This is a genomic window from Ochrobactrum sp. PL_is483 (genome assembly GCF_055816855.1).
In genome coordinates this window covers 61,009-86,280 of the sequence record NZ_JBVPGS010000032.1, presented here as the reverse complement: position 1 = coordinate 86,280, position 25,272 = coordinate 61,009, and the positions used below count along the sequence as shown (strand labels likewise).

The window sequence follows — 25,272 nt, the reverse complement described above, 5'->3', positions numbered from 1 at the left end:
AACATACTGCCTTACTGCCCTACTGCCTTATTGCCTTAACTTACCGCCTTAACCCGCGCCGTCTCCGGCACCGGCGTCAGGGCCGAACCAGTGTCGAACCACGCAATGAGATTGTCGATCACCAGATCCGCCATTGCCTGACGGGTTTTTTGCGATGCGGATGCGATATGGGGCAGCAGAACGGTGTTGGGCGCATCGAGCAGCCCCTGCGAAACATGCGGTTCGTTCGCGAAGACGTCGAGACCGGCGGCGGCAATCGTGCCATTGTTCAGCGCCGCGACCAGCGCATCCTCGTCGACCAGCGAACCGCGTCCGACATTGATCAGCACGCCATCGGCCCCAAGCGCCTCCAGCACTTCCGCATTGACCGCCCTGGCGGTTTCCGCCCCGCCCGGCGCGACCAGAATGAGCGTGTCGACGGCCTTGGCAAGTTCCTTGAGGCTTGGATAATAATCGTAGCGCACGTCACTTGCCTGACGGCGATTGTGATAGGCAATCGGCAGGCCGAATGCCTCGATCCGGCGGGCCACCGCCTTGCCGATACGGCCAAGGCCGAAAATGCCGATCTTGCGACCGCGCAGAGAAAGCTTCGACAGCGGGTAGCGGCCTTCCTTCACCCAATTGCCGGCGCGCAGGAATGCCTGCGACTTCGACAGTTCGCGCACCGTGTCGATCAGGAGGCCGATGGTCGTATCCGCCACTTCATCGGTCAGCACGTCCGGCGTGTTCGTGACCATCACATTGCGGGTGGCGGCATGTTTTGCATCCACCGCGTCATAGCCAACGCCGAAATTGCCGATGATTTGCAGATTGGGCAATGCATCGATCAGCCCCGCATCGACGTTCGACATGCTGGCAATGCCCTTCACGTCCTTGGCCCACGCAGCATCGACCAGCGTTGCGTCGCCGCGCGGAATGCGGCGCACCGAAAACTCACCCGACAGGCGCTCGACGGCATAGTCGTTGAAGTTTCCGAGCACAAGAATGGTGGCATCGCGCTTGGTCATGACAATATTCCTCTGGGCAGCATGGGGCAGTTCGTTGAAGATCGGCGACCGGCCAGCCAAAGGCCGCAACCGGACCCGAAGCGGGGAAAATCAGCCGTGTTTCGGCTTGGAGGTCGATTGCCGGATATGCAGTTCCGGCTTGATGAGTTCCTGCATTGAGGAAACCTCGACGCCGTTGAGCTGATCGAGCAGCGCGCGCGCCGCGCGGCGTCCCACTTCGCGCTGCCCGTTCCAGACGGTCGTGAGCGCAGGTGTCGCAATGGCCGCTTCCTCAAGATCGTCATAGCCGGTCACGGAAATGTCCTCGCCCGGCACCAGCCCGGCGCGGGCGATGCCGTTCATCAGGCCGATGGCCGCCAGGTCGTTCCAGCAGACCGCAGCCGTCGGCTTGTCCTTCAATGCCAGAAACTGCGGCGCGACCTCAAAGCCGCCCTGCTTCGTGCGCGGCCCGGCGATGCGCCAGTCCGGGCGAACCTCAAGGCCAGCCTTTTCCATGGCCTGCACATAGCCGCGATAGCGGTCGCGGCCCGTCGACGTCTGGTCGGTACCGCCGATCATCGCGATGCGCGTATGGCCGAGCGAGATCAGGTGATTGGTGGCAAGGCCGATGCCATAGGCATCATCGCCCCGGAAAACCGGCGCGTGAACGCCCTCGACACTACGCGCGATCAGCACGACAGGCAGGCCATTGTCCTCGGCAAGCTGGATATCTTCCGGCGGCGTGCCGATGGCGGGCGACATGATGACCCCGTCCGCGCCCAGTTGCAGCAGCGTATCCATGAAGGTGCGCTGCTTTTCGAGCTGGTCGTAATGGTTGGACAGGATGAAGGTCTGGCGCGAGCGGTCCAGTTCCGTTTCGATGGATTTGAGAATTTCCGCGAAGAACGGGTTCATGATGTCATGCACCACGACGCCGACAATGCCGGAGCGCGAGGTGCGCAGGCTCGCGGCGCGCCGGTTATAGATATAACCGATGGCGCGGGCATGTTCCTTGATCTTCTCGCGGGTCTGGTCGGCAACGAGGGGGCTGTCGCGCAAAGCGAGCGAAACGGTGGCTGTCGAAACACCAAGCGCATCAGCGATGGTCGATAGCTTTATTTTCTGGGCCAAGTCGCCTCCCCAAATTGGTCCGTGCCGCAGTTGGAGACGCGGCCGCAACCTGACAAGGCGGGACGCGACCGTTCGTCCTGCGAACGGTTATGCCATTGCCATCCTTGAATTGGAAGCATTTTCGATAGCACGCAACCTGAAAAGTGTTTCACGCTTTCCCGCCAAGATGCGCGTCAAAACAAATAGTTAGAGCTTGAGGATCGGCGGGCTTATTCCACCTCGTCCTCTTCCAGCACTTCCGCTTCCGGCTCTTCGGGCAGGCGCACGACGCCACGCAGCGCGAGATTGCTCTCCATCCGGCTCAACATCTTGAGGAAGGTCTTGCGGTCCTTCTTGTCGAGGCCTTTCAGCATGTCCTTTTCGGTTTTGCGAATGGATTTCTCGATCGCCTTGATGGTTTCGAGGCCAGCCTGCGTGAGATAGATATGCGACTGGCGCTGATCGGTTTCCGAGGCGCGCTTGGCGACAAACCCCTGGCTTTGCAGGCGGGCAATGGTTTTGGTGATGGTCGGCGGACGCACGCCCAGCCGCTGCGCAAGAACGCCCGGCGTAAGCCCGTCTTCCGCAGCCAGTTGCAGCATGACGGCATCCTGCCCCGCATAAAGCCCCTGTTCGAGAAGCCTGGTGGCCAGCACCGTCCGCGACAGTCTCGCCACGGATTGCAGCCGGTAAAGTACAACCGCCTTATTGTCCTTGCTCATCGCCACCTCGCCCTTTTTACGACGTTACGCTGTCGCCCGATCGATAGTCCCGCCTGTTCTCATATCGTAAAATATTGTCCGACTTATGAAACAACAAGCGCCTGTTGCTGTCATGGCTAATGGACGTTACGCTTCCGGGCTCCGATGAAATGAATGAAGTGAGGAAAACATGACCGATCTGCGCGACCAGAACAGCAACATGATTGTCGTTCTGCCTCTTGGCGCTCACGAACAGCATGGGCCTCATCTGCCGTTCGAAACCGATACGATCATCGCCGAAGGCATTGTCGCGCGCGTCAGCGATGCGCTGCCGCCCGAGCTGAATGTCAACTTTCTGCCTGCACAGCCGGTCGGCTATTCCATCGAGCATATGGACACGGAAGGCACGCAGAGCCTCGCCTTTGCCGAGGCCGTGAACCAGTGGATCGGCATCGGCGAGAACCTTCACGCGGGCGGCATCCGCAAGCTGGTCATGCTGAACGCGCATGGCGGAAATTCGCCATTGATGACGATTGTCGCGACGGAACTGCGCACAAGGCTCGACATGCTGGCCGTCGCCACGAGCTGGACCCGCTTCGGCCTGCCGGAAGGGCTGATCGCGCCGGAGGAGAAGGCGCTCGACATTCATGGCGGCTTTATCGAGACATCGGTGATGCTGGCGCTGCGCCCCGATCTGGTGGATATGTCGAAGGCGCGCAACTTCTCCAACGCCCAGTCACGCTATGCCGAGGAATTCAAGTTCCTGCGCGCCTATGGTCCGCACGCCTTTGGCTGGAAGATGCACGACCTCAACCCGGAAGGCGTCGCAGGCAACGCGGCCGCCGCAACGGCGGAAGCAGGCGAAAAGCTGATCGCCAACGCGGTTGCCGGTTTCATCGAATTGCTGTGCGATGTCGACAGATTCGACCTTGCCCGGCTCGGCCCCGCCGTCATGGCGCGAACGTGATGTAATATTATAGCATTGCATATGGCATTCACGCCGCCCTTCCCTTATATGAATTGTCCTGTCCGAGGTTTCGGTGCCGTGCCGCTTTGTGCTGGCTGCCCCGCACCTCGATTTCCAAAAGGCCACAACTTCAAGAGGCATGACCATGAGCCAGGCTGAAGCCCAATCCGAAGCTCCGTCTGAAACGAAGACGACCACTGAAGCTGGCCGCATTCCCGTGACCGTTCTGACGGGTTATCTGGGGTCGGGAAAGACCACCCTTCTCAACCGTATCCTGACCGAAAATCACGGCAAGCGTTATGCCGTCATCGTCAATGAATTCGGCGAGATCGGCATCGACAACGACCTGATCGTCGAGTCGGACGAAGAAATCTACGAAATGAACAATGGCTGCATCTGCTGCACCGTGCGCGGCGACCTGATCCGCGTGGTGGAAGGCCTGATGCGCCGTCCGGGCCGTTTCGACGCCATTATCGTGGAAACCACCGGCCTTGCCGATCCTGTTCCGGTGGCGCAGACCTTCTTCATGGATGACGACGTGCGCGCCAAGACCGGCCTCGACGCCGTTGTCGCGCTTGTCGATGCCAAGCACCTGCCGCTGCGCCTGAAGGACAGCCGCGAGGCGGAAGACCAGATCGCCTTCGCCGACGTGGTGCTGATCAACAAGACCGACCTCGTGACGCCGCAGGAACTGGCCGCTATCGAGGCGACGGTGCGCGCCATCAATCCCCATGCCATCATCCATCGCACCGAGCGCGCCTCCATCCCGCTCGACCGCGTGCTGGACCGCGGCGCCTTCGACCTGAAGCGCGTTCTGGACAACGATCCGCACTTCCTCGACCATGATCATCCCGACCACGTCTGCGGCCCCGACTGCGATCACGATCATGACCATCATGGACATGATCATCATCACCATGCGCATGATCACGATCATCATGACCACCATCACGACCATGACCATGTATGCGGTCCTGATTGCGACCATGACCACCATCACCACGATCATGCCTCGCCGATCCACGATGTGACGGTGAAGTCGGTATCGCTCCGGGCTGGTGAAATCGACCCGGCGAAATTCTTCCCGTGGGTTCAGAACATCACGCAGACGCAGGGACCGAACATTCTGCGCCTCAAGGGCATCATCGCCTTGAAGGACGACCCGGACCGCTATGTGGTGCAGGGCGTGCACATGATCATCGAGGGCGACCACCAGCGCGCCTGGAAGGAAGATGAAAAGCGGGAAAGCCGCCTTGTCTTCATCGGGCGCGAACTCGATCCAGCCGCCCTGAAGGCCGGTTTCGAAAACTGCCAAGCCCAGTAATAAAAGCCCAGCAATAAAAGCAAAATAAAACAAGAAATACCGGAAGCCGATGCCTACAGTAGCTCCGCTCGACCTTGACGGTCATTGTCTTTATGCGCGCTTTGTCGGCGGCATTCCCACCTTCGCCATGGCCGATGGCTCGATCCATCAGCTCAACAACGCAAACAGCACCGCGACAGCCCATGACGGGCTGTTGAGCGCGGCTGTTTCGGTTGATGGCAAGTCGCTCGTCACAGGCGGCGAAGACGGTCGCGTCTGCCGCACGGATGCCGATGGAACGGTGACGGAACTGGCAAGGATTCCGCGCAAATGGATGACGGCTGTGGCGGCGGGTCCGGGCGGCACGGTCGGCTTCGCATCGGGCCGCACTGCCTGGGTGCGCACCTCGGATGGCAAGGTGCAGGAATTTGCCCAGGAACGCAGCGTCGAAGGCATCGCCTTTGCGCCGAAGGGCCAGCGCCTTGCCATTGCGCGCTATAATGGCGCGACGCTGATCTGGACCGGCACGGCGGCAAAGCCTGTCGAACTGGAATGGAAGGGCGCCCATATCGGCGTGATCTTCTCGCCCGATGGCCGCTTTCTCATCACCTCGATGCAGGAAAACGCACTGCATGGCTGGCGTCTCGAAGATGCCAAGCACATGCGCATGACCGGCTATCCGGCGAAGGTCAAGGACTGGTCGTGGAGCGCCAAGGCCAAGTGGCTCGCCACCTCCGGCGCGCCTGCGGCCATCGTCTGGCCTTTTGCTGGCAAGGACGGCCCGATGGGCAAGGCCCCGCTGGAACTTGGGCTTCGCGGCGACAGCATGGTGACATCGGTTGCCTGCCACCCGGCCGAGGACATCGTGGCCATTGGCTATAATGACGGCATGATCCTGATCGCGCGTTTTGCCGACGGCAAGGAAGTGCTGCTGCGCCGCCCCGGCAAGGGCGCAATCACCAGCATGGGCTGGGACAATGAAGGCCACCGCCTCGTGTTTGGCTCGGAGGCCGGGGATTGTGGAGTGGTTTCGATAAGAGATTAGGGCAGTAGGGCAGTAGGGCAGTAGGGCAGTAGGGCAGTAGGGCAGTAGGGCAGTAGGGCAGTAGGGCAGTGAAGAATATGGTTGGCGCGGTCATCCGCAACCCAAACATACTCCCTTACTCCCCTATTCCCTTAACATACTGCCTTACTGCCCTACTGCCTTATTGCCTTTTTACCCTACTGCCCCCTTCTCGCAACCGCGGGCGCGCCATCCGGCCCGAGCGACGCGACCCACTGGCTGATGGCGGCAATGTCCTTTTCACCGAGCATATGGTCCGCATCGATGGTGCGGGCATCGACCTTCGCGCCGCCGGAGCGCAGAAGTGCGGAAAGCGCTGGCGCGAACGGCGAATAAAGCTTGTCCTCTTCGCCCGTGATGGTCAGGACCCGCGCCTTGCTCAGATTGGCAGCGGGCGCATTGTCCAGAACCGGCATCGAGCGCATCAGGACAGCGCGCTTCACCAGATCGGGATGCAGCATCATTGTCGCCGCCAGAAGATTGGCGCCGTTCGAGTAGCCCACGAAGGTCGCATGGGTGAGATCAAGCTCCTTGTCGTCGGCAAGGCGCGTCAGGAAAGTCACGAAGGCATTGGCTTCGAGCTTGATGTCCTTCTGGTCGAACTTGACCGGCGTGATGCGCTTGTACCAGCGCGTGCCGCCATCCTGCATCACGCGGCCGCGAATGCCAAGCAGCGTGGCTCGCGGCCAGATCTTGGTCGCCAGCGGCACAAGGCTGGTTTCATTCCCGCCCGAACCATGCAGCAGGATCACCAGCTCGTTCGAGGCGTTTTCCGGCTTGTAGAAGCGGTGGATGAACTGCTTGCTGCGCGAAAAATTCTGTTCAGGCGTCGTGTCCGTATCCATCTTCTTCTCGCGCATTGTCACGCCTTCACCCAGCTTGGGAGCGCCCTGCTCTTCCTTCATCGACGCGGCAATTGCGTTCAGGGCCTTGCCCTGACCGTTCGTCGAAACAGGCTGTCCTTCGGCCAGAGCCGAGCCCGCCGTCACCGTGAATGCAGCTGCCGCCAGAGCGGCCATAAACATCTTCTTTACCATGATCTCAACATAGCCAATGAGACGTTAACGAAGGTTTGAAGGCAGCTCTTCCCGGGTGCGTCCCCACCCCTGCCGGCGATAGCGAATTTTAGTCCGAAGTCACTCCTTCGGTCGCGCTAATGTAATGCGGTTAACAGCAGAGTTTTAGCGAGAATATGGCAGAATGCACGAAAAGTTACATCGTGTTACAATTCTGTTACGCCATCACGCGACCTCAACAATGCGTGAACAACTCTCTGTCCGCAAATTATCCATGCTTTTGACGCCTTTACGTGGAATCATAACGCAACTTGAGAGGCAACCGTTTGGAAGCGGGCCAATTGTTTTAATGGGAGTGACCATGAGCAGCTTCAAACCGGGGCGATTTTCATCCGCCCGTCTCACTTATGATGCGGTAACCCCCAAAAGCCTCTATCTCAACCGCCGCTCTTTCATGGTCGGCGCCGGTGCGCTTGCCGCTGCCGGTATCGCATCTTCCGCCTTTGCCGAACCGCTCAAGGCAAAAGCTTCCGCCTATAAGGTGGACGAGAAGCTGACGCCGCAGGAAGCTGTCACCACCTACAACAATTTCTATGAATTCGGCACGGACAAGAGCGACCCTTCCGCCAATTCCGGCAATTACAAGCCGCTGCCGTGGAAGCTGACGGTCGACGGTCTCGTCAAACAGCCGAAGGAATTCGACATTCAGGAGCTGATCGCGAAAATGCCGCTTGAAGAGCGCATTTATCGCATGCGCTGCGTCGAGGCGTGGTCGATGGTCATTCCGTGGATCGGGTTTCCGCTTTCAAGCCTTCTGGAGCAGGTGGAGCCGCTTGGCTCGGCCAAATATATCGCCTTTACCGGCGTCGTGCGGCCGGAAGAAATGCCGGGCCAGACCGGTCTCTTTCAGGTTCTCGACTGGCCATATATCGAGGGCCTGCGCCTCGACGAGGCCAATCATCCGCTGACCATCCTTTCGGTCGGCCTTTACGGCGAGACATTGCCCAATGCCAACGGCGCGCCGATCCGGCTCGTGGTGCCGTGGAAATACGGTTTCAAGGGGATCAAGGCGATCACCAGGATCAGCTTTGTCGAAAAGCAGCCGCCCACCTCGTGGCAACAGCAGGCCGCCAATGAATACGGCTTTTACGCCAATGTGAACCCGGAGGTCGATCACCCGCGCTGGAGCCAGGCGACGGAGCGGCGCATCGGCGAAGGCGGTTTTCTGGGTTCGGGCCGTCGCCCGACACTGCCCTTCAACGGTTATGGCGAGGAAGTCGCATCGCTTTATGCGGGCATGGACCTCAAGGTGAATTACTGACATGGCGGCAGCGACCCGGACAGAGCGGAAGAAAACTACCCGGCCCGGCGAATGGAAAATCTGGCTGCTTTATGCGGTCGGTTTCGTTCCGGCGGTCTGGACGTTCTATCTGGGCGCAAGCGGCAATCTTGGCGCCGATCCGGTCAAGACCTTCGAACATACGCTCGGCCTGTGGGCGTTGCGTTTTTTGATCCTCACCCTCATGGTGACGCCGATCCGCGACCTGACCGGCATCGCCTTTTTGCGCTACCGGCGGGCGCTCGGCCTGCTCGCCTTCTATTATGCGCTGATGCATTTCGCCACCTATATGCTGCTGGATCAGGGCCTGAACATTTCCGCCATCGTCACCGATATTGTGCGGCGGCCCTTCATCACCATCGGCATGGTGAGCCTCCTGCTGCTGGTGCCGCTGGCGCTCACCTCCAACAACTGGTCGATCCGCAAGCTCGGGCGGCGCTGGAACAGCCTGCACAAGCTGGTCTATGTGGCCATCGCGGGCGGCGCGATCCATTTCATCATGTCGGTGAAAAGCTGGCCCGCAGAGCCGGTCATCTATGCCGGGATCGTCGGCGCGCTTCTGCTGTGGCGTCTGGTGCGCCCGCACGCCCGCAATCGCAAGCCTGTTGCCGCTCCGCGCGGCCAAGCAATCGCGGCAAAGAAATAAGCTTCCATCGGGAGCCATTTTTAAAAACTTCTAATATAGAACCTAAATTTCCCGTCCCAACGCTTACCCCCATGACATGACGATGCAAATCATGTCAGTATCGCCGCGATTTCCGCACATGGAATAGTTCCAGGCGGCGGCAACTGACGAATATGGAATGCATATGTCTTCTCTCCTGAAATCGGCTCCCGTCCGCATCGCAGGCAAATTCGTCTTCATTTTATTCGCTCTCGTCTTTGCGGCATGGGCCAGCCTCGCCATGTGGTTCCAGCTGCCCTTTGGCGATGCCGTGCGCGGATCGATCATCGCCGCCTGGCTTCTGATCACGCTTGGTGTCCTCTTCGGGGAAAGACAATATAGCTGCTGGCGCAAGCGGCTTTTCTTCAGCGTTCTGGCTGTTCTGACGCTGCTCGCATGGACCACCGTGCGCCCTTCCCTCAACCGTATCTGGGCGCCCGATGTCGCCCGCACGGTGACGGGAAAGATCAATGGCGACATCGTCACCCTTTCCAATGTCCGCGATTTCATCTGGCGCACGACGGAGGATTTTACGCCCAACTGGAAAGAGGAAACCTACGATCTCGGCAGGATCGCGACGGTGGACGTCTATCTGTCCTACTGGTCGAGCCCGGCCATCGCCCATACGCTTCTCTCATTCGGCTTCGAGGATGGCCGTCATGTGGTGTTTTCCGGCGAAATCCGCCGCGAGCATCACGAGGTCTATTCACCCATTGCCGGTTTCTTCCGCAAATATGAGCTGGCGATGATTGCCGCCGAAGAACGCGACATCGTTTACCTGCGCACCAATATCCGCAACGAAAACGTCTTTCGTTACCGCGTGAACCTGCCACCCGCAGGCGCGCGCGAACTCTTCCTGTCCTATGTGAAGCTTGGCAACGAGCTGGCCGAAGAGCCGAAATTCTACAATACGCTGACCGCCAACTGCACCACCATCATCTACCAGATGGCGCGGGTGCTGGACCCCACCTTCCCGTTCGACTACCGCATTCTCCTGTCGGGCTACCTGCCCGGCTATCTCTACGACCATGGCTGGCTTGAGAATGGCGGCACGCTGGAGGAGGCGCGGCACCGCGCATCGATCGATGCAAAGGCGCTCGCGGGCGGACGCGACGGCTTTTCGGAACGCATCCGCGATTAGAGCATTTTCGAGCCAAAAGTGCGAAGCGCCTACGCGACTGATTTCCGATCCCGCTTCGATGCGCAGGATAATGCGTAAAAACATAAGGATAGAGCGGTTCTATGGAACCGCTCTGGAAAAACCCCGCCGAAACCGAAGCTTCGACGGGGTTGGAATCGATGCGAGGAAATTACACCGCAGCGGTGATGATGATCTCGACCTTGTAGTCTGGCGTCGCCAGCGCGGCCTCGCCGGTGGCGCGTGCAGGCGTGTGAGCCGGATCAACCCATGCATCCCAGACGGCGTTCATTTCGGCAAAGTCCTTCATGTCGGCGAGCCAGATGATAGCCTGCAGGATCTTGGTCTTGTCGGAACCCGCTTCCTTGAGAAGACGGTCCACCTCGGCCAGAACGGCCTTGGTCTGTTCGGTGACGCTGGCGCCCGGATTGCCCACCTGACCGGCGAGATAAACAGTGTTGCCGTGAATGACGGCCTGGCTCATGCGCGGGCCTACTCCGATGCGACGGATGCTCATGGTGGACTCCTCTCGATACTGCTCTTGTGCGGGAATGGTCCCGCATGTGAAAATGTTGCGCATCCTTATTAAAGAGCTGACCTGCTTTGGCAATGCCAATGCCGGTGCGAATGGCGCAATTTCAGCAAAAAGAAAACGACAATCATTTTGCCGCCGCCTTTGTGGCCCACTTGCAGCCACTTCGCGCATTGACTCCTTGTTCCCCTGCCCCTATAAGCCGCGTCACGTTCGCCCGCGCGGTTTACGGATGGTTTTGTGCTGTCCGCCGCAAGGGAAAGAACCAGCTCCTGTTCAATAGAGCATGATCCCGGAAAGTGGAAAACAGTTTTCGGACCAGATCGTGTTCAACGGAAAAACAGAATCAAGAAGGGCCGCACACCGCGGTATTAAATAAATGAAGCGCACTTACCAGCCATCCAAGATCGTCCGCAAGCGTCGTCACGGTTTCCGTGCACGCATGGCAACCACCGGCGGCCGCAAGGTTCTCGCCGCTCGCCGTTCGCGCGGCCGCAAGCGGCTTTCCGCTTAATCTTTTCCCGCGCTGTCGCGCGGTGACGAAAAGAATGAAGACCCCAAAGCAAATACTCCGCCTTCGCAAGAGAGCGGAGTTTTTGGCTTTGAGGAATGGTGAAAAGCGACGTGGTCCACTGTTTCTTCTTGAAGTCCGGGAACGGACCGAAGAGGAATCGCAAGCCGCCAAAATCGGCGACAAACCCCGTGCAGGTTTCACCGTAACCAAGAAAAACGGCAACGCCGTGATACGAAACCGCATCCGCCGCAGGCTCAGGGAAGCGGTTCGTTGTCACGCAGGGCGTGACATGGCTCCTTCGACCGACTATGTGATCGTAGCGCGCGAGCAAGCCCTCACTGCGCCCTTTTCGCGACTGACCGAAGAACTCTCCCGCCGCATCAAGGCGAAGGGTGAACGGCGGGGCGATGGGAAACGCCGAACGGAAAGACCGGAATCAGGACCCGTCAATGGAAAATAACCGCAATTTCTTCATCACCATTGCCCTGTCCATCCTCGTGCTGACGCTGTGGCAAGTGTTTTATCTGGGTCCGAAAACGGAAGCCCAGCGCGAGCAGGCACGCATTGAGGAGCAGCAGCAGAAACAACAGGTGACGCAACAGCAGGCTCAGGGTGGCGACACGCCGCAGATGCCAGCCGCATCCGGGAACATTCCCGGCCAGGGCGATGTCGCAGCCGCCGGCGGTACGCTGACCCGCGAGGCAGCCATTGCCCAGACGGGGCGCGTCGAAATCGATACGCCTTCGCTGCGCGGTTCGATCAACCTGACGGGCGCGCGTCTCGACGATCTCTTCCTGAAGAAATATCACGAGACCGTCGACGACAATTCTCCGAATATCGAACTGCTTGCGCCATCGGCGCTGAAGCAGGGCTATTTCGTTGAGCTCGGCTTTACCGGCAACGACACGACCGGCCCGGTTCCGGGTCCGAACACGGTCTGGACCGTCGAAGGCAACAACAAGCTGACGCCGTCCACCCCGGTCACGCTGGCCTATACCAACGAGAAGAACATCACCTTCAAGCGCGTCATCTCGGTTGACGATGCCTATATGTTCTCCGTTGACGATACGATCACCAACAATACCGGTGCGCCGATTTCGCTGGCCTCCTATGGCCGCGTGACCCGCTTCAACCAGCCGGAACATGCCAGCGCGACCTATGTGCTGCATGAAGGCCTGATCGGCGTCATGGGTCAGGACGGCTTGCAGGAAATCAAGTATTCCAAGGTCGAAGACGACAAGGACATCTCGTTCAAGGACGTCAACGGCGGCTGGCTCGGCATCACCGACAAGTACTGGGCGGCAACGCTCGTCCCGCCGCAGGACGAAAAGTTCACCGGCCGTTTCTCGCACTTCACCAATGATCGCCCGCGCTACCAGACCGACTTCCTCGGCGCGCCGATGACCATTGCGCCCGGCCAGGCACAGACGCTGAAGAACCACGTCTTCGCCGGTGCGAAAGTGGTTTCCGACATCAAGAACTACGAAGAAAAGCTCGGCATCAAGCAGTTCGAACTGCTGATCGACTGGGGCTGGTTCTACTTCATCACCAAGCCGATGTTCTATCTCATCGACTGGATCTACAAGTTCTCGGGCAATTTCGGCGTCGCCATTCTCGTCGTCACCGTTCTGCTCAAGGGCCTGTTCTTCCCGCTTGCCAACAAGTCGTACAAGTCGATGGCACGCATGAAGCTGGTTCAGCCGAAGCTGACGGAAATCCGCGAGAAATATGCGGATGACAAGATGAAGCAGCAGCAGGAAATGATGCGGCTCTACAAGGAAGAGAAGATCAATCCTCTCGCCGGTTGCTGGCCGGTGCTGGTGCAGATTCCAGTGTTCTTCGCGCTTTACAAGGTGCTCTACGTCACCATTGAAATGCGCCACGCGCCGTTCTTCGGCTGGATTCAGGACCTTGCAGCGCCCGATCCGACCTCGCTGTTCAACCTGTTCGGCCTCCTGCCATTCGGCGTACCGGCCTTCCTGATGATCGGCGTCTGGCCGCTGCTGATGGGCATCACCATGTTCCTGCAAATGCGCATGAACCCGACGCCTCCGGATCCGACGCAGGCCGCCATCTTCACCTGGATGCCGGTGATCTTCACCTTCATGCTGGCTTCGTTCCCGGCTGGTCTGGTGATCTACTGGGCATGGAACAACCTGCTCTCCATCACCCAGCAGGGCATCATCATGAAGCGCCAGGGCGTGAAGATCGAGCTCTTCGACAATCTCAAGAGCCTCTTCAAGCGGAAGCCGAAAGAAGCAAAGAAATAGACTTGAAAGAACCCCGCTTCAGTGTCGTGGTCCCAAAGTTCGCCAAAGCTCTATATCGGGCTCAACAGCGAACTTTGGGATCAAAACGACACTGGAAAACAAACTACGGCCAGCGCCTTTCAATTCTGAAATTCGCACCAACTCTATAAGAGCCCATAGCGAATTTCAGAATTGGGCGCTGGCCTGGGGGTTTTTTGTGCCGTCGTGTTGACAATGCGGCTCATAACATTGATGCGTGTATTCAATAGAATACACCATCGGGACAGAACCATTGAGCGAGCAGGATAAGAAGCAGGCGGCGATCAAGGCCGCTCAGGCAGCGGCGGATGCAGTCCGGGAAGCCCAGGCGGCACTTGTCGAGGAAGGACGCCTGCTTTTCAAGAAATCTTGGATTTTCATCCGCGGCGTGCCGTCAATGAAATTCCTGCCGCCGGAAGGCCCGGTGGAAATCGCCTTTGCGGGCCGCTCCAATGTCGGCAAGTCGTCGCTGATCAATGCTCTGGTCAACAAGAAGGGCCTTGCGCGCACGTCCAATACGCCGGGCCGCACGCAGGAACTGAACTATTTCGTGCCGGACGGCTATTCGGGCGAGAATGGCGACCTGCCGCCGCTGGCACTGGTCGACATGCCGGGCTATGGTTTTGCCGAAGCACCGAAAGCGCAGGTTGATGCCTGGACGCGCCTTGTGTTCGATTACCTGCGCGGACGCACCACGCTGAAGCGCGTCTATGTGCTGATCGATGCGCGCCACGGCATCAAGAAAAACGATGCGGAAGTGCTCGACCTTCTCGACAAGGCGGCTGTCTCCTACCAGATCGTGCTGACCAAGATCGACAAGATCAAGCCTGCGGGTGTGCCGCGCCTTCTGGAAGAAACGCACAAGCTTACCTACAAGCGCGCGGCCTGCTTTCCCGGCATCATCGCCACATCGTCTGAAAAAGGCGAAGGCCTTGATAATTTGCGTGCGGCAATCGCCCTGCTTCTGAAGCAATACTGATAACCGGCCTGGCTGCATTTCTGTTTTCACGGATTCCATTTGCAGCCAAACCGGTCTAGACATGACTGCCTCTTTTGCCCTGTCGCCTGCCATGGAGCCCGCGATGACGACACTTGAAAACCCCGAAATGCAAGCGCAACTTCTGTCCGCAGCCCTGCCCTATATGCAGCGCTACGAGAACAAGCATGTCGTCGTGAAATATGGCGGCCACGCCATGGGCAATCCGGAGCTGGGCAAGGCTTTCGCACGCGACATCGCGCTTCTGAAGCAGTCCGGCGTAAACCCGATCGTCGTGCATGGCGGCGGCCCGCAGATTCAGGCCATGCTGACCAAGCTCGGCATCGAATCCCGCTTTGAAGGCGGCTTGCGCGTCACCGACGAAAAGACCGTCGAAGTGGTGGAAATGGTTCTGGCCGGTTCCATCAACAAGGAAATCGTCGCCCTCATCAATGCCGAAGGCGAATGGGCCATCGGGCTTTGCGGCAAGGACGGCAACATGGTCTTCGCGCAGAAGGCGCACAAGACCGTCCTCGACCCGGATTCCAATATCGAGAAGGTGCTGGACCTCGGCTTCGTCGGCGAACCGGCGGAAGTGGACCGCACCCTGCTCGATTTGCTGGCCCGCTCCGAAATGATTCCGGTCATTGCGCCGGTCGCGCCGGGCCGCGACGGCCACACCTACAACATCAATGCCGACACTTTTGCAGGCGCGATTGCCGGTGCGCTCGCCGCAACGCGCCTCCTGTTCCTGACCGATGTTCCGGGCGTTCTCGACAAGGACAAGAACCTCATCAAGGAATTGTCGGTTGCCGATGCGCAGGCGCTCATCAAGGACGGCACGATTTCCGGCGGCATGATCCCCAAGGTGGAAACCTGCATCGACGCGATCCGCCGCGGCGTGGAAGGCGTTGTCATTCTCAACGGCAAGACCCCGCATTCGGTGCTGCTGGAGCTTTTCACCGAGCATGGCGCCGGCACGTTGATCGTGCCGTAAGGAAAGATCATGACCGATATTCCGGACAGAGCTGCTTTCGCCCACGTCACCGACTGGGTGTTCGACCTCGACAATACGCTCTACCCGCACGCCGCCAATCTGTTTGCGCAGATCGATGTCAAGATGACGAGCTATGTCGAGGCCCTGTTGAACCTGCCGCGCGACGAAGCGCGCAAGATTCAAAAGCAGTTCTATCTGGAATATGGCACCACGCTGAAAGGCTTGATGGAGTGCCATCAGATCGACCCGGACGATTTTCTGCAAAAGGTCCATGACATTGACTATTCCTGGCTGAAACCTGATCCGGCGCTCGGACAAGCCATCAAGGCGCTGCCGGGCCGTCGCTTCATCTTCACCAATGGTGATCGCGGCCATGCCGAACGCGCCGCCCGCCAGCTCGGAATCCTCGATGATTTCGACGATATTTTCGATATTGTCGCGGCTGGCCTGACCCCGAAGCCGGAACGGATCACCTATGACCGCTTCCTCGGCGCTTTCGGTGTCGATGCGGGCAAGGCCGTGATGTTCGAGGATCTGGCACGCAACTTGGTTGTCCCCAAGGCCCTCGGCATGAAAACGGTTCTGGTCGTGCCGAACAATTTTGAGCCTACATTTTCCGAAATATGGGAAAGCGACCCCGAGTTCACCGATCAGGTGGACTATGTGACCGACAACCTGACCCTGTTTCTGGAAGAAATTATTGCGCGAAGATAGGCATTTCACCGGACTGGAAAAACATATCGACGAGGCAGCCCACCGCCTTCTCGATAATCTGCCCCGGCACCGGATCAGCGATGCGCTGATCGAATTTCTGGTTTTCGGGCTGAAACAGGCCTGGGCCTGCCTTTTCGGCGGTGCGATGCTGGCGCTCATCATCGTCACCCGCTGGTTCTGGCCGGATGGCGGTGCCGGGTTCATCACGCGCTATGATTTCCTGTTCCTCTCCGCGCTCGCGATCCAGCTTGCCATGCTGGTTTTCAAGCTGGAAGCGTGGGAGGAGGCCAAGGTCATCCTCATCTTCCATGTCGTCGGGACAGCGATGGAAGTGTTCAAGACCCATGCCGGTTCCTGGGTCTATCCGGAAGAAAACTTCTTCCGCATTGGCGGCGTGCCGCTTTTCTCCGGCTTCATGTATGCGGCTGTCGGCTCCTATATGGCGCGCATCAATCGCATCTTCGATATAAGGTTGAACCACTATCCGCCGCTTTGGATGACCGTGGTTCTGGCGGCCGCGATCTATATCAATTTCTTCGCGCACCACTTCATCTGGGACATGCGCTGGCTGCTGTTCGCCGCGACCTTTGTCCTTTTCTGGCGCACCAGCATGCATTACCGCGTCTTCCGCTTCCGGCACAAAATGCCGCTGCTGATCGCCTTCCTGCTGACCTCGCTTTTCATCTGGATTGCCGAAAACATCGGCACATGGTCGAAGGCCTGGCTCTATCCAAACCAGCGCAACGGCTTTGAACTGGTATCGATGAGCAAGCTCGGCTCGTGGTATCTGCTGATGATTATCTCGGTCGTGCTGGTGACGCTCGTTCACCGCCCCCGGCCCTACCGGGCCGAAGAAGAAGCGCAAAATAAAACGCCCGACCTTTTGGCCGGGCGCTTCCAACAGCCTGTCAAGGGGGATCAGAGCTTGTAGAAATCCTTGATCTGCTCCCAGGCTTCGTCAGCGGTTTCGACAAAATTCAGAAGCTCGATATCGGCAGGCGAAATCGTGCCCTGCTCGGCCAGAAACTCGATATTGATCGCCTTGGTCCAGAACTCCTTGCCGAACAGGATCAGCGGCACGCGCTCCATGCGGTTGGTCTGGATCAGCGTCATCGCCTCGAAAAGCTCGTCCATCGTTCCAAAACCGCCGGGGAAAACGCAGATCGCCTTGGCCCGCATCAGGAAATGCATCTTGCGGATCGCGAAATAATGGAAGTTGAAGCAGAGATCGGGCGTGACATAGGCGTTGGGCGCCTGCTCGTGCGGCAGCACGATATTGAGGCCGATGGTCGGCGCGCCGACATCGGCGGCGCCGCGATTGCCCGCTTCCATGACGCCGGGGCCGCCGCCCGTCACCACGATGAATTCGCGATAATAGGTGGTGGCGGAATATTCCGAGCAAAGCCGCGCGAATTTGCGCGCTTCCTCGTAATAATGCGCATTGGCTTCGAGGTTCTTTTTCTGCACCTCGTTCTTGGCCGCCCAGGCCTCGCCGCCCGGCTCTGGAATGCGCGCGCCGCCGAACATGACGACGGTGGACTTGATGCCGCGATCGGCGAGGATCATTTCCGGCTTCAGAAGCTCAAGCTGCAACCGCACCGGGCGCAAATCGCGCCGGGTCATGAAGTCATCGTCAGTGAAAGCAAGGCGATAGGCCGGAGCCTCGGTCTGCGGCGTCTGCGGTACGGTGCGCGCCTGCTTGACAGCTTCCTCGGAATTGGGGAACGGCGTCCAGCCGGACTTCTCCATCGGGTTCATGCTTCTCACCTGCTCTTTCATTCCGCCATGCAAAGAAATGAACATTCATTCTGGCGCTAATTGCTTAATCTGTCTCAAACGTGGCGCCGCAATCGGATCACGAACGCGATTGACCCATATGGCGCCATCGCTTAATCAATTTCCCAGCAAACGGGCTGGACCTTTCCCGCCTGCCTTCCGCCGCCCCATCATGGAGACCGCACCTTATGACCAAGCCAGACCTCGCCTCCCTTGAGAAGACAATCGACAAGGCTTTCGACGAGCGCGACGGCATCAATACGGCAACGCGCGGTGAAGTGCGCGATGCCGTCGAACAATCGCTCATTCTGCTCGACCGCGGTGAAGCCCGTGTCGCAGAAAAACAGGCGGACGGCAACTGGCATGTCAACCAATGGCTGAAGAAAGCGGTTCTGCTCTCCTTCCGCCTCAACCCGATGGAAGTCATCAAGGGCGGCCCCGGCCAGTCGTCCTGGTGGGACAAGGTTCCTTCAAAGTTCGACGGATGGACGGCCAACGAGTTTGAAAAGGCGGGCTTCCGCGCCGTGCCGAACTGCGTCGTGCGTCACTCGGCCTATATCGCGCCGAACGCGATCCTCATGCCTTCCTTCGTCAATCTCGGCGCCTATGTCGGTGAAGGTACGATGGTCGACACCTGGGCGACGGTCGGCTCCTGCGCGCAGATCGGCAAGAACGTTCATCTTTCCGGCGGTGTCGGCATTGGCGGCGTGCTGGAGCCGATGCAGGCCGGCCCGACCATCATCGAGGACAATTGCTTCATCGGCGCGCGTTCGGAAGTCGTCGAAGGCTGCATCGTGCGCGAAGGCTCGGTCCTCGGCATGGGCGTCTTCATCGGCAAGTCCACCAAGATCGTGGACCGCGCCACGGGCGAGGTCTTCTACGGCGAAGTGCCGCCCTATTCGGTCGTCGTTGCAGGCACCATGCCGGGCAAGAACGTTCCGGGCGAAAACTGGGGTCCAAGCCTCTATTGCGCCGTCATCGTCAAGCGCGTCGATGAAAAAACCCGCTCCAAGACGTCGATCAACGAATTGCTGCGCGATTGACTAGAGCATTTCCAGCAAAAGTGTGAAACGGTTTTGCGTTCGGAAATGCGGAAAAACAAATGGATAGAGCGGTTCCAACGATTCCGTCAAAACAGGAACCGCTCTAACAATACGCCATCCGAAAAGAAAAAGGCGAAGCCCGCAAGCTTCGCCTTTTGCATTTCATGAGCGCCCCTTTGGATGGCGCAATGCCTCTGATCCGGGCAGTCCGGGGAGACACAGACGCCATCCTCCGGGGAGATTCTCGATTGCGGCCTTGACCGCCTTCCGGCATTCCATCGGCCATCCCGTGCGTGAGGGGGAGAAACGCAAGGGATGGCCTGGGGATTTCCAGCTGTCAGAAAGAATTAGTTCTGATAGCTGGACGGGGAAGCGTCGCCAAAGCGATGAGCCGAACCGTTCTGCTCAACCGGCGAAGACTGGCGAATGGAAGCCGGAGCCGTGTAATCAATGTTGCCGCGGGGCGCAGCAACCGGAGCCTGGCCAAGCTGAGTGAAAGCCTTGTCCTGGGCTGCCATGTCTGCCGGCTGGCCGACGAACGGGTTTTCTGCATAGGCGGCACCGGCGCTAAGGGCGACAGCAAGAGCGGCAAAAGCGAACTTCTTCATTTCTTTAATCCTTTTTCATTGTGTCCCCGATTTCGGCATTCGCCGATCAGCTTTTTGAGACCGTGTCTCAAGCCTGCAAGGGACATTCTATTCACTGGCTATCAACTGGGCCTTCGTGGCCCGCCCTGAGTGTCAGGCGCATCTGGGAGGACATGCCCCGACACTTTCGGGATTACATACAGGGGTATTTCATTCATCCCCGGCCTTCTGGACCGGGAAGCCCTGACGGGCTCTTAGTTCTCATAAGAGGAAGGCGACGCATCACCGAAGCGGTGAGCGGAACCATTCTGATAAACCGGAGCCTTGATCGAGGCAGGAGCGGTGTAGTCAAGCTTCTGGGAAGCGACCGGGGTGCGGTCGTTTGCATAAAGATTGGCAGGCTCGCCCACATGCGGGTTTTCTGCAAAGGCGGCACCGGCGGTAAGAGCAAGAGCAGCGGCAGCAAGAACAATCTTCTTCATTTTCCTATCTCCTTGGAAAGTGGAGCGGCGTTTTGTTCGTCGTTCCGATGCACCTCAGATGGGCGACAGTGCCTAGGATTTCCAGTCACGAAAATGTTAAATAGATCACACATTTGTGCATCCAAAATCTTGGACCCAATCAAGAATAGTCTAATTTTGTAAATGAAAACATAGAGATAGCTGATATACTAATCTTCACGCGACTGTTACACAGTGATTTTTGTTCAAGAAGCGCGAACAGTCTGTCCGAATATATTGTCCAATGAGAGTGAACAATGGCCCATTTTCCCGAAAACAGGAGGCTGCCCGGCCCTCTCCCGGCAGGACGGCCTAACGACGAGCCAAAAGAAAAGCCGCATCGAATGCGGCTCTTCTTTTGCTCACGGTTCACCGATGGAATACGGGAAACCGGCTGGTACGTTCAGTTATTCGCGACAGCGACCGAGCGCCCGACGATGGAAACCCACTGGCCGGAATTGGCTGGCGACTGCATCTTGATATAGCGATAGGATGTTTTCTCGACCGGCAGCACCTCGTCGCGCAGATTGTCGAGAATATAATCGCCGTGATCGGTGCGGGCGGTGAGGACCACATGCGGCTCGCTGCCCTGTACCATGGTGACAAGCAGCAATGACGGGCTGATGCCCCGCGCCATCAATTGCGCCCGCTTCATCAGCACATAGTCTTCGCAATCGCCCTTGCCGTTGACCGGAAGCGTCCAGTAGTCGCGCTTGCCGTAATTATCCTGATCGGAAACCGGCTTGATACGGTGGTTGACGGAGCTGCTGACCGATTGCAGCAGCTTCATGCGCTGCGGGGTCAGCTTCATCGGCGGCAGCACGCGATGCCCGCCGCAATCGCGCTTGTTGCGATCGCAGTATTCCTTGTGTCCGTAAGGAATGCTTGTAAGCGCGCCTGCTTCACTCCATTGCGCGGCCTTGGCCGGTATTGTCGTCGCCCCGAAGAGCACCATCATGCCTGCTATCGCAGAAGTGACAAAACGCATGCGCAATTTCCCATTTTAAAAGAGTCCCCGTTGACCGGCCCTTTGCGGGTCTCGTTATCAACTCTTTTTTAACTAACGATGACAGGCCCCCATCGGTCAAGGAAATTTCGTTCTCAAATTGCGACCTATATGGAAAAGCGCGCGGTGAACGAAATTGCGACATGACTTTGTCTGATTGATTGTGGTTCCATCCGAACGCATCCCGATCTAGTCTCACAGTCCAGACGATTCTTGGTCAACAGAAGCCGACATTATGAGTTTAGCCGTCAATCCCGCCGATAATCTTGCCGCCCTGATCCGCTGCCCATCTGTCACGCCCGCCGAGGGCGGCGCGCTGACGGCGCTGGAAGCCATGCTGAAGCCGATGGGATTTTCAGTGGAGCGGCCCGTCTTCCGCGAGGAAGGCACGCCCGATATCGAAAATCTCTATGCCCGCAAGTCAGGCAATGGCCCGCATCTTATGTTCGCGGGCCATACCGATGTCGTGCCGCCCGGCAATGAAGGCGACTGGAAGCATCCGCCCTTCTCCGCCGCCATCGAAGACGGCGTGATGTACGGTCGCGGCGCGGTGGACATGAAAGGCGGCGTCGCCTGTTTCGTCGCAGCCGTTGCCCGCCACATTGAAAAGCATGGCAGCATCAAGGGCAGCGTTTCCTTCCTGATCACCGGTGACGAGGAAGGCCCGGCCATCAATGGCACGGTCAAGCTTCTCGACTGGGCAAAGCAGCGCGGCGAAAGCTGGGACGCATCCATCGTCGGCGAGCCGACCAATCCGAACGCGCTCGGCGACATGATCAAGATCGGACGGCGCGGCTCACTTTCCGGCACGATCACCGTCCATGGCGTGCAGGGCCATGCCGCCTATCCGCATCTGGCCGAAAATCCGGTGCGCGGCATCACAACGCTGGTCGACAGCCTGCTTTACCCGGCTTTCGATGAAGGCACGGCAGATTTTCAGGCCAGCAATCTGGAAGTCACCACCATCGATGTGGGCAACAAGGCCACCAATGTCATCGCGAACAGGGCAACCGCCTCGTTCAACATCCGCTTCAACGACACATGGACGGCAGAAACCTTGCAGGCCGAAATCGCGGCGCGCCTCGAAAAGGCCGCTCGCGACAACCGCCTGCGTCCGGGGCGCGAAACGCCGATCAATTATGAACTGACCTGGCGCGAGCATCCGAGCCATGTGTTCCTGACCCGCGACGAAAAGCTGATCGGCACGCTGAGCGCATCGGTGGAGGCCGTGACCGGCAAGCGCCCGGAATTGTCGACTTCAGGCGGCACCTCGGACGCCCGCTTCATCAAGGATTACTGCCCGGTGGTCGAGTTCGGCCTTGTCGGGCAGACCATGCATATGGTTGACGAGCGCGTGGCCCTTGCCGACCTCGAAGGCCTGACACAGATTTATGAGCGCTTCATTGCCGATTTCTTTGGGCCGATTTCTTTGGGTAGTGCATAGCCCCGGACAGTCGTACGACCTGTCCGCCGGATTATGCGAAAGTTTGGGAATCTCATGCCAAGCCTGGACGATATTTTCAGATATTTCTGGGGCGTCTGGAAAATGATGCTCGGGCGCAAGGAAGGCCTGAATTATCTCGACATATCCGCCGAGGGCTTCTGGTCGTCTTTCTATGCGATCGCCATTGCGCTGCCGCCGATGTTCGCAAGCTGGGTGGCCTATGCGGCGAACCTGACGGCGGGCCGCGAGGAAGCGGGCCTGCGCTTTGCCATCGTCACCCGCGCCGCCTTCGTGGACATCGCCGCCTGGGTTATCCCGCTCGTCATCATCGGCGCGCTCGCAAGCCGCATCGGCATCGCCAAGCGCTATGCGGCTTTCGTGATTGCCACCAATTGGGGCAGCGCCCTGATTTCGTGGATCTTCGCGCCCATCACGTTGCTGCAACTGTTCTTTCCGGGACGGATCGATGTGTCGACATTGTTCGCCTTCATCATATTCGGCATATCCATCGTTTTGAGCTACCGGCTGACATTCGTCGCATTGCAGCGCCCGCATGCCTATGCCGCACCGTTCTTCGCCTGCATCTTCTTCGGCTCGCTGTTCCTGACCGTCCTGCTGCAGAATTTACTCGGGATCGGCTTCGATCCGCAGGCTTACTAATACGATAGCCGTTATATCGGCATGGGATGATTGAGGGCACCAGCAATCTCGGCCATGACGGCGCGCAGAGCCGGAACGGCCTTCATGTCGGAGTGAACAACCATCCAAACCTCACGCAGAAGCGGAGCATGATCCGGCAGCGCGGGCACGAGATGCTCCTGTGTTTCAGCCATGAAATCCGGCAGCATGGCGATGCCAGCGTTCTCGCTTACGAGCGCGAGCTGCATCTCCAGCGTGTTGGCGCGCAAGGCAATTGGCCGGGTGCCAGCCAAGGCAAGCAAGTATGCCTGCTGCGGCGCGTCCTCCAAACTTTCATCATAGGCAATGAACTGCCATTCTTCTGGGCGGGTTCGCGCCAGATAGTGTCGACTTGCGTAAGGGCGAAAGGCTTCCTCGCCAAGCCTGCGGATGGTGAGGTCGCCGGTCGTCGGACGTGTCAGGCGTATAGCTATGTCCGCTTCCCGACGGTTCAGGGAACTGAAGCGCGCCTCCCCCATCACACGCATATGGATACCCGGATACTGCGCCGATATTGCAGCAAGCGGCCTGGCCAGTCTCGCAACCGCGTAGGAAGGCGGCGCCGTGAGTGTAACGGTAGCGCTTATACCAGTATCGCGGACTGCGCCCAGCCGACTGATAGCCTGCGCCTCGTCTTGCATCTTGCGGGCAATTGCAGCGATCCGTTCACCGTCTTCCGTCAGCAGAAAACGCCGTCCCCGACGGTCAACCAACTTCAAACTGGTTTCGCTTTCCAGGGCAGCCACACGTCGCGCTATCGTCGCATGCTCTACATTCAGCATCCGCGCCGCGCCCGACAGAGTGCCGGTATCGGCCAAAGCTACAAAATAACGTACGCTCTCCCAATTCACCATTGTGAAATTTTTCCCATACGTTGCGATCAAAACAGCAATTTTTTCCCGTTTCTCTATCCACGATACTGCTCCGGATTGCAACGGAGGCTAAACTGATGGACCACGAGATCATTCTGAACGAGACCGGTGAAGCAGGGCTGCTTCAGACAGTCCCGCAGACACCCCGAAGCCCCGGTGCGGGCGAGATACGCATCCGCCACGAGGCAATCGGCGTGAATTTCGTCGACATCTACCACCGTACCGGCCTTTATCCGCTGCCGTCCTTTCCGGCTGTGCTCGGCGTCGAAGGCGCAGGCGTGGTGGAGGCCGTCGGATCGAGCGTAACTGCTCTCAAGCCGGGTGACCGGGTGGCCTATGCAGGCCTCCCGGTGGGTGCCTATGCCTCGACCCGGCTTCTACCCGCCCAACGGGCCCTGATGCTGCCCAATACAATTTCCGCGCAGACGGCGGCAGCCACAATGCTGCGCGGTCTTACCACCCATATGCTTCTGACCGATACATTTCCCGTGGGCTCGGACACGGTCATGCTGGTGCATGCAGCCGCAGGCGGACTGGGTACTCTGTTGATCCGCTGGGGCAAGGCTCTCGGAGCAACGGTAATCGGCACAGTCAGTTCGGAAGAAAAGGCCGAAACGGCGCGCGAGAACGGCGTGGATCATGTGCTCGTTGGGCGCGATTGTGATTTTATCACCGCTACCAGACGCCTTACGAACGGACAGGGGGTTCACGTCGCCTATGATGGCATCGGTGGAGAAACTCTGCCCAAAACCGCGCAATGCGTGCGCCATCTCGGAACTCTGGCGAGCATCGGTCAAGCCGGTGGAAGAATCTCCGAGGCAGTCATTGATGCACTTGGCAATCAAGCAGATCTTTCTTTCGTCCGGCCAAGCGTGATCGCTTACATCAACGATCTGGATAACTACCGAAACTCCGCTTCCAAGCTTTTCGACATCATGGAAAAGGGACTGACTGGAACGATTGGGGCAACCTATCCGCTAAGCGAGGCAGCACAGGCCCATCGCGCGCTGGAGACGGGAAAATCATCCGGAAGTTTGCTTTTGATCCCCTAGAGCGCT

27 protein-coding genes are annotated in these 25,272 nt (G+C 58.7%); 17 read left to right on the top strand and 10 right to left on the bottom strand.

Annotated features, from left to right (window positions below; genetic code table 11):
* Window positions 1-35: 35 nt before the first annotated feature.
* From AC0TNJ_RS09005 to AC0TNJ_RS08995, 3 genes are all read right to left on the bottom strand, one after another.
* Window positions 36-1,007, bottom strand: coding sequence for a 2-hydroxyacid dehydrogenase (locus AC0TNJ_RS09005; RefSeq protein ID WP_473770891.1), 972 nt, complete (start codon window positions 1,005-1,007; stop codon window positions 36-38).
* A 90-nt stretch (window positions 1,008-1,097) separates the two neighbouring features.
* Window positions 1,098-2,117 (bottom strand): LacI family DNA-binding transcriptional regulator, encoded by a 1,020-nt coding sequence (locus tag AC0TNJ_RS09000; RefSeq protein ID WP_122001422.1) that lies wholly within the window; start codon window positions 2,115-2,117, stop codon window positions 1,098-1,100.
* Between the two features lie 209 nt (window positions 2,118-2,326).
* On the bottom strand, window positions 2,327-2,818 hold the full coding sequence (locus AC0TNJ_RS08995) for a MarR family transcriptional regulator (RefSeq protein ID WP_122001423.1): 492 nt from the start codon (window positions 2,816-2,818) through the stop codon (window positions 2,327-2,329).
* Window positions 2,819-2,987: 169 nt separating this feature from the next.
* On the opposite strand from AC0TNJ_RS08995, the gene AC0TNJ_RS08990 reads away from it, so the two are divergent.
* The 3 genes from AC0TNJ_RS08990 (at window position 2,988) to AC0TNJ_RS08980 (ending at window position 6,112) form a co-directional block, all read left to right on the top strand.
* On the top strand, window positions 2,988-3,764 hold the full coding sequence (locus tag AC0TNJ_RS08990; RefSeq protein WP_473770890.1) for a creatininase family protein: 777 nt from the start codon (window positions 2,988-2,990) through the stop codon (window positions 3,762-3,764).
* Window positions 3,765-3,909: 145 nt separating this feature from the next.
* Window positions 3,910-5,088: a CobW family GTP-binding protein gene (locus AC0TNJ_RS08985; RefSeq protein ID WP_473770889.1), complete on the top strand. Its 1,179-nt coding sequence runs from the start codon at window positions 3,910-3,912 to the stop codon at window positions 5,086-5,088.
* Window positions 5,089-5,137: 49 nt separating this feature from the next.
* Window positions 5,138-6,112 carry a WD40 repeat domain-containing protein gene (locus AC0TNJ_RS08980; protein WP_473769770.1) on the top strand — a complete coding sequence of 325 codons (975 nt, stop codon included), beginning with the start codon at window positions 5,138-5,140 and terminating at the stop codon, window positions 6,110-6,112.
* Window positions 6,113-6,288: 176 nt separating this feature from the next.
* On the opposite strand, the gene AC0TNJ_RS08975 is transcribed toward AC0TNJ_RS08980, so the two are convergent.
* Entirely contained in the window at window positions 6,289-7,167 is an 879-nt protein-coding gene (locus AC0TNJ_RS08975) for an alpha/beta hydrolase (protein WP_122001427.1), read from the bottom strand.
* Window positions 7,168-7,507: 340 nt separating this feature from the next.
* On the opposite strand from AC0TNJ_RS08975, the gene msrP reads away from it, so the two are divergent.
* The 3 genes from msrP (at window position 7,508) to AC0TNJ_RS08960 (ending at window position 10,290) form a co-directional block, all read left to right on the top strand.
* A complete protein-coding gene (gene msrP, locus AC0TNJ_RS08970; protein WP_473770888.1) occupies window positions 7,508-8,467 on the top strand; it encodes a protein-methionine-sulfoxide reductase catalytic subunit MsrP in 960 nt (319 codons plus the stop codon).
* 1 nt (window position 8,468) lies between these two features.
* Window positions 8,469-9,131, top strand: a complete 663-nt coding sequence (msrQ, locus tag AC0TNJ_RS08965; protein ID WP_473770887.1) for a protein-methionine-sulfoxide reductase heme-binding subunit MsrQ — start codon at window positions 8,469-8,471, stop codon at window positions 9,129-9,131.
* Between the two features lie 163 nt (window positions 9,132-9,294).
* Window positions 9,295-10,290 (top strand): Lnb N-terminal periplasmic domain-containing protein, encoded by a 996-nt coding sequence (locus AC0TNJ_RS08960; RefSeq protein ID WP_473770886.1) that lies wholly within the window; start codon window positions 9,295-9,297, stop codon window positions 10,288-10,290.
* Window positions 10,291-10,459: 169 nt separating this feature from the next.
* On the opposite strand, the gene AC0TNJ_RS08955 is transcribed toward AC0TNJ_RS08960, so the two are convergent.
* A complete protein-coding gene (locus AC0TNJ_RS08955) occupies window positions 10,460-10,804 on the bottom strand; it encodes a RidA family protein (protein ID WP_112585466.1) in 345 nt (114 codons plus the stop codon).
* Window positions 10,805-11,198: 394 nt separating this feature from the next.
* Between AC0TNJ_RS08955 and rpmH the strand changes: the two genes are divergently transcribed.
* From rpmH to AC0TNJ_RS08920, 7 genes are all read left to right on the top strand, one after another.
* Window positions 11,199-11,333, top strand: coding sequence for a 50S ribosomal protein L34 (gene rpmH / locus AC0TNJ_RS08950; RefSeq protein ID WP_006467565.1), 135 nt, complete (start codon window positions 11,199-11,201; stop codon window positions 11,331-11,333).
* A 34-nt stretch (window positions 11,334-11,367) separates the two neighbouring features.
* Complete coding sequence (gene rnpA / locus AC0TNJ_RS08945) at window positions 11,368-11,793, top strand: ribonuclease P protein component (protein ID WP_122001431.1); 426 nt, start codon at window positions 11,368-11,370, stop codon at window positions 11,791-11,793.
* Window positions 11,783-13,603 carry a membrane protein insertase YidC gene (gene yidC, locus AC0TNJ_RS08940; protein WP_473770885.1) on the top strand — a complete coding sequence of 607 codons (1,821 nt, stop codon included), beginning with the start codon at window positions 11,783-11,785 and terminating at the stop codon, window positions 13,601-13,603. Before rnpA ends, yidC begins: the two co-directional genes overlap by 11 nt.
* Before the next feature lie 370 nt (window positions 13,604-13,973).
* Entirely contained in the window at window positions 13,974-14,600 is a 627-nt protein-coding gene (yihA, locus tag AC0TNJ_RS08935; RefSeq protein ID WP_473771005.1) for a ribosome biogenesis GTP-binding protein YihA/YsxC, read from the top strand.
* Window positions 14,601-14,703: 103 nt separating this feature from the next.
* On the top strand, window positions 14,704-15,594 hold the full coding sequence (gene argB / locus AC0TNJ_RS08930) for an acetylglutamate kinase (protein WP_122001434.1): 891 nt from the start codon (window positions 14,704-14,706) through the stop codon (window positions 15,592-15,594).
* Window positions 15,595-15,603: 9 nt separating this feature from the next.
* Window positions 15,604-16,308 (top strand): pyrimidine 5'-nucleotidase, encoded by a 705-nt coding sequence (locus AC0TNJ_RS08925; protein WP_473770884.1) that lies wholly within the window; start codon window positions 15,604-15,606, stop codon window positions 16,306-16,308.
* The gene (locus AC0TNJ_RS08920; RefSeq protein ID WP_473770883.1) at window positions 16,295-17,239 is read left to right on the top strand and encodes a DUF817 domain-containing protein; all 945 of its coding nucleotides are present in this window, start codon (window positions 16,295-16,297) and stop codon (window positions 17,237-17,239) included. Before AC0TNJ_RS08925 ends, AC0TNJ_RS08920 begins: the two co-directional genes overlap by 14 nt.
* Here AC0TNJ_RS08920 and AC0TNJ_RS08915 read toward each other — a convergent pair.
* Window positions 17,227-18,066 carry an LOG family protein gene (locus AC0TNJ_RS08915; RefSeq protein ID WP_122001518.1) on the bottom strand — a complete coding sequence of 280 codons (840 nt, stop codon included), beginning with the start codon at window positions 18,064-18,066 and terminating at the stop codon, window positions 17,227-17,229. The genes AC0TNJ_RS08920 and AC0TNJ_RS08915 overlap by 13 nt on opposite strands.
* A gap of 206 nt (window positions 18,067-18,272) precedes the next feature.
* Here AC0TNJ_RS08915 and dapD point away from each other — a divergent pair, with 206 nt between their 5' ends.
* The gene (dapD, locus tag AC0TNJ_RS08910) at window positions 18,273-19,127 is read left to right on the top strand and encodes a 2,3,4,5-tetrahydropyridine-2,6-dicarboxylate N-succinyltransferase (protein ID WP_121981698.1); all 855 of its coding nucleotides are present in this window, start codon (window positions 18,273-18,275) and stop codon (window positions 19,125-19,127) included.
* 347 nt (window positions 19,128-19,474) lie between these two features.
* Here dapD and AC0TNJ_RS08905 read toward each other — a convergent pair whose 3' ends face one another.
* The 3 genes from AC0TNJ_RS08905 to AC0TNJ_RS08895 form a co-directional block, all read right to left on the bottom strand.
* A complete protein-coding gene (locus AC0TNJ_RS08905; RefSeq protein WP_473770882.1) occupies window positions 19,475-19,735 on the bottom strand; it encodes a hypothetical protein in 261 nt (86 codons plus the stop codon).
* 233 nt (window positions 19,736-19,968) lie between these two features.
* A complete protein-coding gene (locus AC0TNJ_RS08900; protein ID WP_122001438.1) occupies window positions 19,969-20,196 on the bottom strand; it encodes a hypothetical protein in 228 nt (75 codons plus the stop codon).
* A gap of 421 nt (window positions 20,197-20,617) precedes the next feature.
* Entirely contained in the window at window positions 20,618-21,169 is a 552-nt protein-coding gene (locus tag AC0TNJ_RS08895; RefSeq protein ID WP_122001519.1) for a transglutaminase-like cysteine peptidase, read from the bottom strand.
* Between the two features lie 286 nt (window positions 21,170-21,455).
* On the opposite strand from AC0TNJ_RS08895, the gene dapE reads away from it, so the two are divergent.
* Window positions 21,456-22,664: a succinyl-diaminopimelate desuccinylase gene (dapE, locus tag AC0TNJ_RS08890; protein WP_473770881.1), complete on the top strand. Its 1,209-nt coding sequence runs from the start codon at window positions 21,456-21,458 to the stop codon at window positions 22,662-22,664.
* A 54-nt stretch (window positions 22,665-22,718) separates the two neighbouring features.
* Window positions 22,719-23,324, top strand: coding sequence for a hypothetical protein (locus AC0TNJ_RS08885; protein ID WP_473770880.1), 606 nt, complete (start codon window positions 22,719-22,721; stop codon window positions 23,322-23,324).
* Window positions 23,325-23,335: 11 nt separating this feature from the next.
* Here AC0TNJ_RS08885 and AC0TNJ_RS08880 read toward each other — a convergent pair whose 3' ends face one another.
* A complete protein-coding gene (locus AC0TNJ_RS08880) occupies window positions 23,336-24,196 on the bottom strand; it encodes a LysR family transcriptional regulator (RefSeq protein WP_025090804.1) in 861 nt (286 codons plus the stop codon).
* 95 nt (window positions 24,197-24,291) lie between these two features.
* Here AC0TNJ_RS08880 and AC0TNJ_RS08875 point away from each other — a divergent pair, with 95 nt between their 5' ends.
* A complete protein-coding gene (locus AC0TNJ_RS08875) occupies window positions 24,292-25,266 on the top strand; it encodes a quinone oxidoreductase family protein (protein WP_473770879.1) in 975 nt (324 codons plus the stop codon).
* Window positions 25,267-25,272 lie beyond the last annotated feature (6 nt).